The organism is Collinsella aerofaciens, from assembly GCF_040915545.1.
GTDB classification, from domain to species: domain Bacteria; phylum Actinomycetota; class Coriobacteriia; order Coriobacteriales; family Coriobacteriaceae; genus Collinsella; species Collinsella aerofaciens_BE.
Genome location: NZ_JBCPDH010000037.1, coordinates 1 through 15,269 on the forward strand (window position 1 = coordinate 1; position 15,269 = coordinate 15,269).

14 protein-coding genes are annotated in these 15,269 nt (G+C 60.4%); 5 read left to right on the plus strand and 9 right to left on the minus strand.

The genetic code is table 11. The features are described 5' to 3' along the window. Positions 1 to 396: 396 nt before the first annotated feature. Positions 397 to 1,587 carry a putative endonuclease domain-containing protein gene (locus AB5202_RS09020; RefSeq protein WP_368144404.1) on the minus strand — a complete coding sequence of 397 codons (1,191 nt, stop codon included), beginning with the start codon at positions 1,585 to 1,587 and terminating at the stop codon, positions 397 to 399. Positions 1,588 to 1,936: 349 nt separating this feature from the next. After that, positions 1,937 to 2,905, minus strand: a complete 969-nt coding sequence (locus AB5202_RS09025; protein WP_117655708.1) for a 3'-5' exonuclease — start codon at positions 2,903 to 2,905, stop codon at positions 1,937 to 1,939. Between the two features lie 171 nt (positions 2,906 to 3,076). Here AB5202_RS09025 and AB5202_RS09030 point away from each other — a divergent pair, with 171 nt between their 5' ends. Further along, positions 3,077 to 4,165 (plus strand): putative manganese transporter, encoded by a 1,089-nt coding sequence (locus tag AB5202_RS09030; RefSeq protein ID WP_368144405.1) that lies wholly within the window; start codon positions 3,077 to 3,079, stop codon positions 4,163 to 4,165. A 133-nt stretch (positions 4,166 to 4,298) separates the two neighbouring features. Here the strand turns inward: AB5202_RS09030 and AB5202_RS09035 are convergent, their stop codons facing one another. Both AB5202_RS09035 and AB5202_RS09040 read right to left on the minus strand, forming a co-directional pair. Further along, a complete protein-coding gene (locus AB5202_RS09035; protein ID WP_215673909.1) occupies positions 4,299 to 4,781 on the minus strand; it encodes a YaiI/YqxD family protein in 483 nt (160 codons plus the stop codon). After that, a complete protein-coding gene (locus AB5202_RS09040; protein ID WP_117797862.1) occupies positions 4,782 to 5,384 on the minus strand; it encodes an HdeD family acid-resistance protein in 603 nt (200 codons plus the stop codon). It lies immediately after the preceding gene. A 235-nt stretch (positions 5,385 to 5,619) separates the two neighbouring features. Here AB5202_RS09040 and AB5202_RS09045 point away from each other — a divergent pair, with 235 nt between their 5' ends. The 3 genes from AB5202_RS09045 to AB5202_RS09055 all read left to right on the plus strand — a co-directional run bounded on the left by AB5202_RS09045 (position 5,620) and on the right by AB5202_RS09055 (position 7,569). Beyond that, positions 5,620 to 6,291 carry a nitroreductase family protein gene (locus AB5202_RS09045; RefSeq protein ID WP_368144406.1) on the plus strand — a complete coding sequence of 224 codons (672 nt, stop codon included), beginning with the start codon at positions 5,620 to 5,622 and terminating at the stop codon, positions 6,289 to 6,291. A gap of 82 nt (positions 6,292 to 6,373) precedes the next feature. Further along, the gene (locus tag AB5202_RS09050; protein ID WP_368144407.1) at positions 6,374 to 6,916 is read left to right on the plus strand and encodes a histidine phosphatase family protein; all 543 of its coding nucleotides are present in this window, start codon (positions 6,374 to 6,376) and stop codon (positions 6,914 to 6,916) included. Between the two features lie 17 nt (positions 6,917 to 6,933). Then, positions 6,934 to 7,569 (plus strand): histidine phosphatase family protein, encoded by a 636-nt coding sequence (locus AB5202_RS09055; RefSeq protein ID WP_271730945.1) that lies wholly within the window; start codon positions 6,934 to 6,936, stop codon positions 7,567 to 7,569. Positions 7,570 to 7,698: 129 nt separating this feature from the next. On the opposite strand, the gene AB5202_RS09060 is transcribed toward AB5202_RS09055, so the two are convergent. From AB5202_RS09060 to AB5202_RS09080, 5 genes are all read right to left on the minus strand, one after another. Further along, positions 7,699 to 8,382 carry a DUF1015 family protein gene (locus tag AB5202_RS09060; RefSeq protein WP_368144408.1) on the minus strand — a complete coding sequence of 228 codons (684 nt, stop codon included), beginning with the start codon at positions 8,380 to 8,382 and terminating at the stop codon, positions 7,699 to 7,701. A gap of 39 nt (positions 8,383 to 8,421) precedes the next feature. Continuing rightward, entirely contained in the window at positions 8,422 to 9,642 is a 1,221-nt protein-coding gene (locus AB5202_RS09065; RefSeq protein ID WP_368144409.1) for a M20 family metallopeptidase, read from the minus strand. 177 nt (positions 9,643 to 9,819) lie between these two features. Then, positions 9,820 to 10,983: a phosphoglycerate dehydrogenase gene (locus tag AB5202_RS09070; RefSeq protein WP_138374917.1), complete on the minus strand. Its 1,164-nt coding sequence runs from the start codon at positions 10,981 to 10,983 to the stop codon at positions 9,820 to 9,822. Between the two features lie 69 nt (positions 10,984 to 11,052). Continuing rightward, positions 11,053 to 12,177, minus strand: a complete 1,125-nt coding sequence (serC, locus tag AB5202_RS09075; RefSeq protein WP_368144411.1) for a 3-phosphoserine/phosphohydroxythreonine transaminase — start codon at positions 12,175 to 12,177, stop codon at positions 11,053 to 11,055. 224 nt (positions 12,178 to 12,401) lie between these two features. After that, a complete protein-coding gene (locus AB5202_RS09080; RefSeq protein ID WP_368144412.1) occupies positions 12,402 to 14,006 on the minus strand; it encodes a potassium/proton antiporter in 1,605 nt (534 codons plus the stop codon). Positions 14,007 to 14,259: 253 nt separating this feature from the next. Between AB5202_RS09080 and AB5202_RS09085 the strand changes: the two genes are divergently transcribed. Beyond that, positions 14,260 to 15,099, plus strand: a complete 840-nt coding sequence (locus AB5202_RS09085) for a metallophosphoesterase family protein (protein ID WP_368144413.1) — start codon at positions 14,260 to 14,262, stop codon at positions 15,097 to 15,099. Positions 15,100 to 15,269: the final 170 nt, after the last annotated feature.

Consider the following 15,269-nt stretch of genomic DNA (forward strand, 5'->3'; position numbering starts at 1 on the left):
AGCTATTTCCGCGTTGCGCTAGCTGCGGAAACGCGGGGTCCGTTCAGGCTGTTGCGTTGAGATTGAAAATCAACCAAAATGATGGGGAATAGTGGACGAGATCCCGGAGTGAGCGGTTTTGATAGCCGATGCCGGGGTGGGTGCCCCTGAGCCGTGCAAAAATTGGAGTATTCTGCAACGATAGGGGGTCCGTTAATTTATTGCAGGCCATATAATGCAGTTCAAGAGTTATCTTAGGGTGTTAATCCGATGAGTTCTTCCTCAAATGTTGCCTAACGCTCTCACGCAAGAGTGATTTCGCTTCACATTTGGATCCACTCGAGGGTGATAGACACCCGGCTCTGCTGAATACTCGCAATTATGCACGTCGCTAAGGTGCCCACCTTGTTAGCCGGTCTAGCTTCCGGCCCCGAAGATCCTGCCCTCGGGCGCGAAGCTGCTTGTTTGGTTGAGTGATGGGCTGTCGGGTTCGACAGTCTGCATGTCATCGATTGCCGGAGCCTCGTTAATCGTCGGATCGTCCAATGTGATGCCTTCGAGCATTGCTTTTTCGAGGTCGATTCGTTGGCGCTCTTCGGAATCCTGGCGAAGCTCCTCCTGGATTCGTTTCTTCTCCTCAATAAACCTTCTGAGTACAAACTGTCTCAGGTCTTCTTGCATGATTTGAAAGTCTTTTGGCAGACGCGAGGGGCGTATGCCCTCTTTTCGTTGGATCGCCTCCATGACCCTAACGAAAGCGCTGGCATGCATAAAGGAATAACGACTGACGGTGATGATTCCGTATCCCATGGACGCAAGCGCATTCTTGCGTTCCTCATCGATGGCGCGGTCTTCTTCCGCGTCATGATAAAAACCGTTGTATTCAATGTCTGTGCGAGATTTCTTTAGATACGCATCCATAAAGAACTTTTTGCGTCTCGTGAGATTCTTCGCTGCAGCGGTGACCTGCACCTCGTAATCGGTCTCAACTCCCTTAATACCAAGCCCTCCTTCGCTTTTGGGCAGCGTTAGCATCATGACAAAGGCCGTTTCCATAGGAGACCGGCATCCGTCGCGCACACATTGGATCGCCTTTCGGGCAAGAGCCAGACCGTCGCATCTGGTAATGGAATTAAAGAACTGTTTTAATCTCTCGGTCGAGGTGAGCGCGAAACGCTCGGTATAGGAGGTGGAAGAGTCGGTTCCAAGGGAGTAAGCGCTGCACAGTTCAAAGTAGTACTCCACTAGTTCGCGAAAAGAAAGATAGGTGGCGGCCTGAAGTGCGCAAAGCTCAACGCCAACAACGAAGATGCCATCTTTAAGCTCTACAAAGCGTGAGTTCGAGAATCGTTTTGAAGAAACGTGGCATTGACAGTCCATCGCGTAGCGCGCGTTCCTGCGATCAAACACCATCACCTCGAGGGAATCATTTGCGTCGAAGGAAACATCATGTTTGGTGAGCCATTCTGCGGCTGCGTCAAGGAGCGTTCCGGTGGGACATGATCCGTAAATCGCGGCAGGGCTACAGGACTCGATGCCTTTCGCAGACACCGAATACGCGGCCTGGTAGACCGCTTTTGCAGTGGTATGTGACAATACGATACTCATGATATATATCGTGTCAGCTAATGCCGTGTTGACGGCGCTGAGTGGAAAAGTCGTTTTAGAGGTCTAGCCAAATGCTGTCCAAAAGCTTGACGCAATTATGGGTTGGTATGCCCTAAATAAAAGTTTTCGCAGCTTAGCTATAGCATATAAATACTCAATTGCTGCACATTTGATATCGATGCATCACCATCCGACAACGAATTACGTGTCGGGAATTGGTCGAAATCGTTCAAAATGAGGGTTCAGAATTTGTGATGGCAGATCTATCTGTGGAACGTAGGGCGGCCCCGCTGCGGGGTTTCCCGCTGCGAGACCGCTCGTGAGCAAGCAGTGTTTGTCGCAGGCGTTGCTATTTCGCGAATAGGTTCTTGAGGTTGAACTCGGCCTGTACCGTGCGGAGCATGAGGTCGGTGTCGTCCAGACCCAGATGCTGCTCGTTGGCGTCGGGCGCGAGGGTGCCGCGACGGCGTGCCCAGTTCTCGAGCGCGGCGGGGGCGGACTCGCGGGGGAGCGAGCGGACGTCGGCATCCAGGCTGCGGCAGATCTGGCGCGAGTCGATGACGATGATCTTACCCGCGCGGCGTGCCTCGGCGTAGCCGTCCAGGTGGATCTTGAACCAGCTGTCCTCAAACGCGGCGTTGTGTGCCATGTACGGGTACTTCTTCATGAGCTTGAGCAGCTGCTTCTGCAGTTCCTTGTTCTCGCGGAACGGCTTTTTGCCGTCGATGTCGTTCCAGGTGATGTGGTGGATATTCGACAGCGGTACATCCTCGCCGCGGTAGATGTCGGGCAGGCCACAGTAGTGCGCCTCGGCGTCGTGCGGGATGGCGTCGCTGGTGAGTTCCATGATCTCCCAGCCGACGTTGATGATATAACCGCGTTCGGGTGCACGGCCGGTGGTCTCGATGTCGACACCGAGCACGGTGCCCTGGATGGGCTTGCGGGCGTAGGCCACGCCGAGCGCGTCGCGGTCACCGCGGATCTCGCGCATAACGGACGCGGCGGTGCGCTTTTGCATTTTGCCGATGGCGGCGCAGGTGTCGGCGTCGGACAGGCCGCGCGAGAGCGTCGCGGGCGTCACATTGCGCAGGCGTGCCTCCCCAATCTGGTCGCAAAGGTCGCGGTTGCGGTCGGCCAGGTCGCGCACGGTGGCAAAGTCGAAGCCGGGGTCGTCCTCGGCAGTAAAATACTCGGTCTCGAGCACCTTGAGGGCCTCTTCGCCCTTCTGGCGTTCGGACTCCATGGCACCGTGGTCGCCATAGATAAACATGGGAATAAACGGCTGGCGCTCGTATTCAAGTGCTTGCGAAACGTTCATAGGCTGCTCCTTGGACGGGCCGCGTCGCGCGGCTCGGGGTTACTGAGTTGTGGCGAGATGATAGTTTACCATGGGCAACTATTGGCACCGCGCCCGGGACAACTACAATACCCTAGTTGACCGCTAGGACTTTTACAATGCTGCCGAAAGACACGAAAGGTTCCATCCGTCATGGATTTACTGATTGATATTCTGCTCGACGCCGGCAAGGACACGCTGTCGCTGGTGCCGTTTTTGTTGGTGACGTATCTTGCTCTCGAGACACTTGAGCACGTTGCGGGCGACCGCGTCAACGGCGCTATCAAGCGCGCCGGCGCTGCGGGTCCCGTGGTTGGCTCGCTGCTGGGCATTGTGCCGCAGTGCGGATTTTCGGCCATGGCAGCAACGCTGTACGCCGGCCGTGTCGTGACCTTGGGCACGTTGGTGGCGGTGTTCCTTTCGACCTCCGACGAGATGCTGCCGCTGCTACTTGCCGAGCAGGTTCCCGTGCAGACTATGGCGATGCTTTTGGCTTCGAAAGCGCTTATCGCACTGGTCACGGGCTTTATCGTAGATGCCGCCATTCGCGGTCTGCGTCGCAACGCCCGCGCGCATGCGGCGATTCGTCGTACCGTGTTGGGGACCACTGTCAATCCGGCGCACGTTAACTGCGCGCATGACGACCACAGCGGCGGTGACATCATCGACGAGGTGGCCGAGGCGGGCGTGAGCGCCGACCACATCCACGAGTTGTGCGAGCGCGACCATTGCGGTTGCGATGAAGACGAGGACGAGCACGAACACGGACATGGCCACGATCACGGTCATGAGGGCGAACATGAACACCATGATGGTCACGGTCACTCCCACTCCCACGAAGGGACGCCTGTCCTGTCGATCATCCGCAGCGCGATCTCGCACACCGTGCAGGTCTCGGTATTCATTTTTCTGGTGACGCTGATTCTGGTCGCCGTGCTCGAGACGTTCGGCGAGTCCGCGATCGAGCAGTTCCTGCGCGGCAACGAGATACTCGCTGTCCTGGGTTCGGCGCTTGTCGGGCTGATTCCCAATTGCTCGGCCAGCGTCGTCATTACGCAACTGTACCTGGAAGGCGCGCTGCAGCTGGCCCCGATGCTCGCCGGCACGCTCATTTCCGCCGGCGTGGGTTATCTGGTGCTGTTCCGCACCAACCGCAGCGCCCGCGAAAATGCCGTGTTCCTGATTATGATGTACGTCATCGGCGCGGGCTGGGGTCTCATCCTTTCCGCCTTTGGCCTCTAAGTAGATGTTTGGGATAGGCCGTAAAATCTGGGGTATACCGTAAAATCTACCGCCATGACTTGGGCGTTGGATGCGCGTCAATCGCCAAAACAAAAAGGTAGATTTCCGGACATGTCCCAAAAATCTACCTTGGTTAGCGCAGCAGCTCGGTGAGGTTGCGTTTAAAGCGGGCGCGGTCTTCGCTGGTAAATGCCGCCGGCCCGCGAGTGCGTCCGCCGGCGCGGCGCACCTTCTTTTCCTCGTGGCGAATAAACAGCTGCATGTCGATGGTTGCTTTGTCGTAGACGCGCCCGCGCACACCGATAGCGGCGGCATCGCGCCCGAGCACCATGCTCGCCAAGCCAATGTCCTGCGTCACGACCACGTCGCCCGCCTGCAGGCGTTCGACAATGGCAAAGTCGGCGCTGTCGGCGCCCACGCTCACATCGAGCGTCGTGACCCAAAAGCCGCGTCGCGCGTGCTCGGCATCGCGCGGGTCGTCGCGGCGAATGTGCCGTTCCAGGTTTTGTGTGCTGTTGCCGGCGATAACAACGGCGACACCCGTCCGCCGCGCGCAGTCAATCGACTCGCGCGTGACCGGGCAGGCGTCGGCATCAATAAAGAGCGTTCGCGGCATCTAGTGCACCAGTTTGCCAAATTGAATAGCGCGAACAATCAGCGTTACGCCAAACACCAGCAGTGCGGCGCCGCTAAAGATGACGAGCATCTTGGCCGACCACAGCGGATAGATAAACACGAACATGCCGGCGATGATGGAGAGTGCACCGCTCAGGATAGCGAGGGCGCGGTTGGACGAAAGCTCGGACTCCAGAATGGACATGACACCTTCGACAATCCAGCCAAAGCCGGCCACGATAACCACCATCGTGGTGAGCGTCGCGGTCGAGAAGGCCTGGTTGCGCAGGATTATGACGCCGCCCAAGATAATGAGTAGGTTGGAGATGATGCTCGTCACGCGCCAGCCGGTGGGCAGCAGCGGCTCAAAAATGGCAGTGAACAGCCTGATGGCAGCAGTGATTACAAAGTAAAAACCCAGGACAGTCGTCAAAAAGACGAGGGACTTGGCGGGTGCAAAAAGCAGCGCGATACCAGCAATGAGCGCTAAGACGCCCGTGATGGCGTAGATCCAGCGTACGGCCTTGACGGCTTTGCCCGCCATGCTTTTCTCGTCAAATCCAAACTGGCTCGATTTTTGGTCATCGTTCTTAAAGATGCCCATAATGTCTCCTTTCCGTGCGGCGTAAGCCTTGATCATTACAACCAGTATCGCCTAAAGGCGCTGGCGTATGGGTCGGGGAGGGCGAAACGTAACCCAAAGGCCCCGAATTGTTTCCGTTGTTCCCCACGTCGCGATTTTCTATTCAACAGGTGTAGAACATTGCAGCCCTGTTCGTTATTGCCTACGTTTTAGGTTAGATTTTCCTAAGAACAATTGCCCGAAATTGGGGGTCCCTATGAACGAAGCAGTTCCCGCAGCGCCGGTAAGCGCTGAGTCGATGGCAAAGCAGGGTTGCGAAAAGCTCGGCTTGGACGCGTTTGATGCGTTGGTTCGCTGCGCCCGCACGTGCCGTCGCTTTGACGAGTCCATGCGCGTGCCGCGTGAGCTTTTGCTTGAGCTGGCGGAGCTGGCGCACCTGACTCCCTGTGGTGCCAATGCTCAGCGTCTGCGTTTTCATGTGGTAAGCGGTGCAGAGGACTGCGCTCGTGTATTTGACGAGCTTGCATGGGCCGGTGCGCTCAAGGATTGGCCGGGTCCCGATGAGGGCGAGCGCCCGACCGGCTACATCGCGATTCTTGCTGAGCGCGCCGTTCCGGGCAAGCCAGCCGCTCCCATTACCGAGGTCGACACGGGCATTGTCGCGCAGACGATGATGCTCGCCGCCCGCAGCGCCACGCCCGAGGTGGCAGCCTGCATGTTCAAGGCCTTTACGCCCCACGCGATCGATGCCATGGGGCTCGATAACGACAAGTATGAGCTCAAGCTGATCATGGCGTTTGGCGTTCCGGCCGAGACACAGGTGATCGATGCGATCGATTCCAACCCCGACGGCTCCATCAATTATTGGCGCGACGAGGCGCAGGTGCACCACGTACCCAAGCGCTCGCTTGTCGACGTACTGGTGTAGTTGAGCGTCACCGCGGTGTGATCCGGCGGTAAACCACCACAAAGGTACCTGTCCCCTTTGCGGTGGTGCGAGAGGAGGGCGTGTGGCAGATTTGTATTTGGTGCGGCATGGGCAGACTGAGCTCAACGTGCAGAACATTTTGCAGGGTGGGCACGATTCGCCGCTTACGGCGCGCGGGCGCGAGCAGGCGCTGGCGACGCGCGCGGCGTTTGAGGCGCGTGGCGTGACCTTTGACCGTGTGTATTCCTCCCCGTTGGGCCGGGCGCGGCGTACGGCTGAGCTAATTGCTGGCGAGGGCTGCTCGATAGAGCTGGTCGATGACCTACGCGAGTGGCATTTGGGCTCGCTGGAGGGCACATCAAATCGCGATATGCCGCCGCAGCCCTGGGGTGATTATCCGGTGGCCTTTGGTGGCGAGTCTGAAGTGCAGCTCCAGTCGCGTATGGTCGCGGCGCTGTCCCGCATCATGGCCAGGCCGCAGCACGACTGCGTGCTGGCGGTTTCCCATGGCTCAGCCTGCCAGGAGTTTCTTGAGTATGTGACTGGCGAGGGGGAGCTACCCGACAACGGTGCCGTGCTTCATTTTGGCTATTGCGACGGGGCGTTTTCGCTCTTGGGTTGGTAACGAACGAAAGGACCCCTATGAATAAAGATCTGTATCTGGTCCGTCATGGACAGACGATATTCAACCTTAAGCGTATCATTCAGGGGTGGAGTGACTCGCCGCTTACGCAGTTGGGTTGCGACCAGGCGGCGCGCGCCGGCATGTTTTTACGTGCGCGTGGCATTGAGCCCGATCATGCCTACACCTCCACGCTTCATCGCACCGAGCAGACTATCGCCAACTTGTGGCCGGGCTTGGCGTACGAGCGCCTGGACGGTCTGCGCGAGTGGTTCTTTGGCGACTTTGAGGCCGAGCGCGTGATGCTTATGCCCGAGCGCCCGTGGCGCGACTTCTATTGCCAGTTTGGCGGCGAGGGCCAGATGCAAGTGCGCGAGCGCATGGTGGCGACGCTGATCGAGCTTATGCAGCGTCCGGACCATACGTGCGTGCTCGCGGTAAGCCATGGCTCGGCCATCAAAGAGTTTATGGATCACGTGAAGGGTGCGGCGGCCGACGAGCGCGATCGCGTGCCGGGCAACTGCGCGGTGCTGCACTTTGCGTTTGACGACGAATCCGACACGTTTGAGCTGATTGAGATTTTTACGCAGGAGGATTACGCACGCGAGCTGGGGCTTGAACCGCTCGTGGCGGCAGCAGGCCCGCAGCGGGGATAACGTGAGCGTGGCGGCACGGGTCGCCGGCATAACTTCTCGACGCAAAAGGGGCGGAGATGCATGTACCTGCTGCATCTCCGCCCCCTGTTTGTTGAGCTGCCGATTTTTGTGCTGGACGGTCTGGTCTTGCTAGAACCGCGCGACTTGGTGCGTGAGCAGACCCGTCGGAACCTGCGGCGCGCCGCCGCTGACCTGCGCGGCGGGGAAGAGCGCAGCTACGGCAAAGTTGAACGGTTCCTTGCCGGTGTACGTTCCGGCGGCACGGGCCTCATCGGCCAGCAGCTGCGACGCCCCGGCCAGCGCGGCAGCGTAGGCGGGGTCGTCGGCCAGTGCCGGCTCTGGTACTTGGTCGAGCATGGCACGGATGGCGGCAACAGCGTCCTCGCGCTTGACCTCCCACGCGCGGTGCGTAATGCCCGCGGGGTCGGTGACGGCGTAGAGCGACGCGCCCTCTTTGGCGGCGCCCAGGATGATATCCATGACGGGCGAGGCCTCGTAGGCGAGCGACACGGGACGAGGCTGAACTTTGAGTTCGGCGATCGCGTGCGCAGCGGCAGCCACGTCAGCGCTGGCAACGCCCTTGCCGCCCGCAAGTACACTCGTCGGGCAGATCGCCACGACACCTGTTACGCGCCCCGGCTCGCCCGAGCATTCGTACACGTAATACGCCGCGCCCGGGTCCTTGAGCATCAGGCCATCGGCAATGGCTCCGCGCAGAGCATCGTTGCCGCTCAGGATGCTGCCCATTGCAGGCAGCGCCTCGAGCACGCGGTCCTGAGCCGGGCGGATGCAGGGAAACGGAAGTGCTTTCATGGGCGGTCCTAACGCACGAGTCGGTTTGTTCGCGGCTTATTATGCCCCAACTTGGCCGCTCGCGTCCCAGAGCACGTTATCGGCGAGCGCGATCAGCACCTGCTGACAACGAACGATATCGGCATGGGGCACATATTCGTTGGGCTTGTGCGCGAGCGCGAGCGACCCGGGACCGTAGCTCATGCAATTGCGGTTACCTGTCTTGCCGGCAATGACAGCGGTGTCGGTGTAGCCGGTAAAGAAGCCGACGGTCGTGTCCGCCCCCGTCACGTCATCGGCGGCACGCTTGAGCGCGGCTAGAAGAGGAGAGCTTGGATCGCGCTCGATAGCGGGGCGGTCGCCTGTCACGGTGTAGCTTCCATGGCAGCCGGGGACCGCGGCTTCGGCAACGGCGATGGCCTGCTCTACCATGCGCGTCGCGGCGGCCGTATCGGTCGGCGGGGTCAGGCGCATGTCGACCCAGACTTTGGCGCGGTCGGGCACGACATAGGGGCGATATCCGCCCTCGATTTGGCCAAACGTGATGGTCGAAGGCCCCAGCTCATCGTGCGCGGGCAGCGCCACAAACGCGCGACGGAGCGAACACACGACCTCGGCCATGGCGGCGACGGCATCCGCGCCCTTCCACGGCTGGCTCGCATGCGCCGTTACGCCAGCCATTTCAATCTCGAACCACGTGCGCCCCTTGTGCGCCACCTGGATCTGTCCGTCGGTGGGTTCGGTGTCCAGCACCCATTCGCGCGAGCCGACCCAGCCGGCATCGATCGCGGCCTCTGAGCCGCGCATAAAGTCCTCCTCGTCGACCGAGCAAATGAGTGAGAAGCCACGGCGGGGCAGCTCGCCTTCTGCCGCCACGCGCTCGAGCGTATGGACCAGTGCGGCAATGGCGCAGGCCAGGCCACCCTTCATATCGCAGGCACCGCGGCCATAGAGTTTATCGTTGCGCACGATCGCTCCGAGCGGCGGAATGTCCGCGTCCCAGCCATCGCCCAGCGTAACGGTATCCATATGGCAGATATAGACGAGCCGTGGCTCGTCGCTCAGTCCCGGCACGGTGACCATAAGGTTGCGGCGCCCGGGCAGCACCTCGAGTTCCTCAACCTGCACGGCATGGAGCACCGGATGGCTCAGCTGTGCCACCCGTTCCTCAACCAACGCTTTGATATAGCGCTCAATCTCGTCCTCATACGCACCCGGGTCTGAGCTGTCGATCCGCACGAGTCCTTGCGTAAGCCGCCAAGCAAAATCTGTATCAACCATAGGCACCTCACAGATAGTTGGGTCAACATACAGATTGTATGTCAAGAAGCGGCTCGGTGTATTTAATGGAGTGCTCACAAAAACGGGGGCGCCTCTCGTGCGAAAGGCGTCCCCGCGGGCATTCAATGTCAGTGACGGGCAGGCCACATGGGGAACTGCCCGTCAGATCAGCCGGCGCTATTTGATTACGCGCACGCGATACATCGACGGAATCTGCTTGAGTGCCTCGATGGTGCTGCTGTCCAGGTGCTCGTCGGTGTCGAACATGGTGTAGGCGTTCTCGCCGGCGGACTCGTTGGTCATACGCTGCACGTTGGCGTTGTCCTTGGCCAGGATGGCCGTGATCTGGCCGATCATGTTGGGCACGTTGGCGTGCAGGCAGGCGATGCGGCTCGCGGCGCGCGCCTTGCCCATGCTGCAGGCGGGGTAGTTGACGCTGTGCGCGATGTTGCCGTTCTCCAGGTAATCCTTGAGCTCGCTGATGGCCATGTCGGCGCAGTTGGCCTCGGCCTCGCCAGTGCCGGCGCCCGAGTGCGTGGTGATAAACGTGTTGGGCATCTTGACGGTCTTGGGCGTGGCGAAGTCGCAGCTAAACCAGCTCAGCTTGCCCTCGCGCAGGGCAGCGTCGACGGCGTCCTCGTCAATGATGGTTTCGCGCGCGTAGTTGATGAGCACGGCGCCCGGGGCCAGCAGGTTGATCTGCTCGGTGCTGATCATACCGATGGTGTCGGCCTTGCTGGGCACGTGCACGGTGAGATAGTCGCAGCCGCGGCAGAGGTCCTCGAGCGTGCCCACGCGCTGCACCTCGCGGCTCAGCACCCATGCGTGCTCGACGGAAATGAACGGATCGTAGCCGTAGACGTCCATGCCCAGATCGACGCAGGCGTTGGCGACCTTGGATCCCACGTTGCCCAGACCGATGACGCCGATGCGCTTGCCCTTGAGCTCGCGGCCCACAAAGGCCTTCTTGGCTTTTTCGGCATCGACCTGGATCTCGGGGTCGTCGGCGTTGTCGCGCACCCAGTTCATCGATTGCACCACGCCGCGGCTCGAGAGCACCAGCATGCCTAGGACGAGCTCCTTAACGGCGTTGCTGTTGGCACCGGGGGAGTTAAAGACGACGACGCCCTTCTTGGCGTACTCCTCGACGGGGATGTTGTTGACGCCGGCGCCGCAGCGGGCGATGGCGCGGATGCCCTCGGGCAGCTCGTAGCCGTGCAGGTCAGTCGAGCGCATCAGGATGGCGTCGGCCTCCTCGGCGGTGCTCACAAATTCGTAGCCCTCGCCAAACTCGACTTTGCCGTCCTTGGTGATGTCGTCGATGGTCTTAATCTTGCGCATGAAAAACTCCTTAGCAGGTTTGGTTTAAACAGGTGGTTTGAAGTGGCTGGTCGGCCCGCGCGTTGCGGGCTAGTTAGATCGCGGGCTCAAACTACGCTGCGTTTCGAAGTCCTTCATGTACGAGGCCAGTGCCTGCACGTCTTCCATGGTTACGGCGTTGTAGACGCTGGCGCGCATGCCGCCCACCAGGCGATGGCCCTTGACGTTTTGAATCTGGTGCTCGGCCGCGCCTGCGACAAAGGCCGCGTCGAGTTCGGCGTCGCCGGTGCGGAAGGTGACATTGGCGATGGAGCGGCTGTCGGCCTGCGTGGTGCCATGGAACAGCTCGCTGTGCTCGAGCAGGTCGTAGAGCAGGTTGGCCTTGGCCCAGTTGCGCTCGGCCATGGCGGCAAGTCCGCCGGTCTCCTCGACCCAATGGAACACCTTGCCGCACACGTAGATGCCAAAGGTGTTGGGCGTGTTGAGCATGGAGCCCTTGGCGGCCTGGGCCTTAAGGTCCATGTACTGCGGTGTCTGCGCAAAGGCGGGGCCGTCGGCGATGAGGTCGTCGCGCACGATAACCACGGTCACGCCCGCGGCGCCGGCGTTTTTCTGAGCGCCGGCGTAGATGAGCCCGTAGCGCTCGACGTCGAGCGGCTGCGACAGAAAGCAGCTCGAGACATCTGCGACCAGCGGTACGTCGCCGCAAGCGGGCAGCTCGTGGTACATGGTGCCAAAGATGGTGTTGTTCTGGCAGATGTAAACGTAGTCGAGCCCGTCGCCCGCGGCCTCGGCGGCAATGCGCGCGTTGATGTCGGCCATGTCGGGGATGCGGTCGAAGTTGGTGTCCTCGGAGCTCGCGATCAGCACGGCCTCGCCGTACCTGTCGGCTTCTTTGTATGCCTTGTTGGCAAAGTTGCCGGTCACGACGTAGCCGGCGCGGCCGCGGCGCATGAGGTTCATCGGGATGCCCGCAAACTGTAGCGTGGCGCCGCCCTGCAAAAATAGGACGTGGTAGTTGTTCGGGATGCTCAGCAGGCGACGCAGGGTTGCCTCGGCGTCGTCGATGATCTGCTGGTACATGCTAGATCGATGGCTCATCTCGAGCACGGACATGCCGCAACCGCGGTAGTCCATCATCTCGTCGGCGATCTCGGCGAGCACGCTTGTGGGCAGTGCGGCCGGGCCAGCTGAGAAGTTGTGCACACGTGCCATCTTCTAGTCTCCCTCGTAGTCGTTTGAACGTTCGGGATACTTTAGCACAGTGGAGCGCCAGGCGCGACCGCATCACGGTAAAACTCGACTGCGCCGCTATGATTTACAGTATGGTTACATGGGAGAGGGGCGACCTTACTCCTCAGGCAAATCCAAATCTGCGAGCGAAGACATGAGGTTCTCTAGGCGCTTGATCTCTTCGTCCTAAATTAGCTACCTCCTAGTTAGTACGATGCTAGCGTGGCGATGACGGCTTCGTCGCCGGCGTATATGAGGGTGTTGCCGTCGGGGATGATCGTTTGGCCGTCGCGCTTGAGCATCACGACGATAAACGGATGCTTGCCTTGCGGCACATCGCGCAGGCGCTGGCCGGCCAGACGACCGTGGGGCGTCACGGTGACCTCGCGCAGCGTAACCTCGGCACGCTCTTCGAACGTTGGGGCGGCCATCACCAGAAGATCACCTTCCTGGATCACGGTGTCGCCATTGGGCAGTACCGGGTGCGCCCCGTCGCGCAGCACCAGGACCACGAGCATATCTGTGGCGCTGCCAATGTCCGCGAGCGAGCGTCCGGCAAACGGATGTCCAGCGCCTACCTTGAGCTTGACGAACGACATGCCGTCCTCGTCGCGGTAGTCGTTAAAGGTGCGGCGCACGTCGCCGGTCGCATCGATCATATCGAGCTTCTTCGCCACCGCCGGCAGCAGCGAGCCCTGCACCACAATGCTCGACAAGGCAATCACAAACACCAGGTCAAACAGGTCGTGGCCACCGGGAACGCCGGCTACCACGGCAAAGAGACTAAAGACGACCGAAGCCGCGCCGCGCAGGCCCGCCCAGCTTACGAGCGCGACCTGGCGAGGGTTTGTCTTAAAGGGCGCCAGGAGCACGCCGACGGCGATGGGACGGCTCACGAAGAGCATAAACGCCATGAGCGCCAGGCCCGGCAGCAGCATCTGCGGCAGGCGTGCGGGCGTTACGAGCAGGCCGAGCAAGAAGAAGATCGTCATCTCAGCCATCTCGGTGAGGGTGTCAAAGAAGTGCGCCATCTCGACTTTGCCGGTGATGTCGCTGGCACCCAGCACAATGCCTGCCAGGTATACAGCCAAAAAGCCGTTGCCGCCCAGATAGCTTGGTAGTGAGTAGGCGACGATCGCCACGGCGAACAAAAAGATGGTCTGCGCGCCCTCGGCCGTTGCGTGCGCGCGTTCAATCAGGCGGCCCGCCGCCCAGCCGATGGCAAGGCCCAGGCCCGCGCCCAGGATAATCTGCTTGGCCAGCAGTGCGGGAATGTTGATGTCGCCGCCGGCCGCGAGTGTGGCGAGCACGGCGGTGAGCATGTAGGCGACGGGGTCGTTGGAGCCCGATTCGACCTCGAGCAGCGAGTCGGTGCCGCCCTTCAGCGAAAGGCTGTGCTCGCGCAGAACGCTAAAGACGCTGGCCGCGTCGGTGGATGCCACGACCGAGCCCAGCAGCAGACCGCCGATCCAGTCGAAGCCCAGCGCAAAGTGGGCGAACACGCCGGTGATACCGGCAGTGATGACGACGCCGAGCGTGCTCAGCAGCACCGCCGGCGCAGCGACGGGCTTGGCGCGGTCTATGTTGGTGTTAAAGCCGCCGTAGAACATGATGAACAGCAGCGCCGTGCTGCAGACGGTTTCGGTAAGCGCATAGTCGCTAAAGTCGATATGCGCCGGGCCGTTGACACCCAACAGCATGCCGAGCGCGATAAAGATGAGCAGGGTGGGGAAGGGGAGCTTTTTGCCGACGGGTTTGATGGTCAGGCACAGAATAATGACGAGGCCGATAAAGAGAAGAATCTGGTTCATAGGGAGTGTCCGCTCCTGGGTGGTTGGCGTGGCACGGTCAGTTGCCTGCGGTTATTTGTACCCAAAGATGGTGGGTTTATGGGGTTGGATTGCGGGCGTGCGCGATATCGTCATAGACGGCTGCCGTCTTTGCCTCTGCTCGGAAACCCTTTCCAGCTTTATTGCAACGGAGTACAATGGGTAACGTTTAAGTTCAACTTGAAGTTTTAGTTGCGGCGCCGGGCTTCGGCCGCAATGCAAGGAGAGGCGTACCATGGCGATCTATGTGACATCTGATGCTCACGGGCACGTGCGTGCGCTTGACGAGGCCCTGTCTAAGATCTCGTTGACGTCCGACGACACACTGTACGTGCTGGGCGACATGATCGATCGCGGGCCCGATCCGGTCGGCGTTATTAAGCTCGTGCGCTCGCTGCCCAACGCCCGCGTGCTCAAGGGTAATCACGAGCAGATCATGCTCGATGCCATCATTGGCCAGGATCCGCTCGATGCCGAGACCTGGGATATCAACGGTGGCTGGACGACGCGCGAGCAACTCAACGACATGGAATTTGAGGCATACGAGGAGCTCGTGCGATGGATGGCCGCGCTGCCGCTCTACGCGGTGGTCGAGACCGAGGAGCGCCCGTATCTGCTGGTTCATGCTGGAATCGAGATGAAGGCGGCGCGCGCGTTTTTGCTTGAGCATGGCGTCGATTGTGCCGATGGCGTCGGAGCGGTGGATGCCGATCGCGAGCTGCTGCAGCAGATGCTCGCGGTGCAGTCGTCCGATGACCTACTATGGATTCGTCACGGCTATTGGGATGTGCCGACCGGGCTGCTTTCTGCCGAGGGCAAGGGCCCGGTCGTGGTGAGCGGTCATACGCCCACGGTATCGCTTGGGCGCTATTGCGAGGTCGGTGGTCTGGCGGGGCTCGATGAGGAGTCGGGCCGCGGGCAGATCGTGCGCTTGGGCGGCGAGGACACTGCCGGTGTGTCCGATCGCATCGACATCGACTGCGCCGCCGCCACCGGCTCCGAGTTCGGTCGCGTGGGCATCCTGCGGCTCGATGATGGGGCGGAGTTCTACGCGAACATCAACCCGGGCGAATAATCGGTGCAAGGGGTAGCTAATTATGGACGGGGCTTTTTTTGACTACTTTTGCCCTTTTGCCCGCAAATTGATTTTTCAGGGACGGGGATTAAATAAGGCTCTGTTAGACCAGGATTGACATACATGTGTCCCCACGGTGCCATATCGTTGACCCCGTAGACCGCGATGAT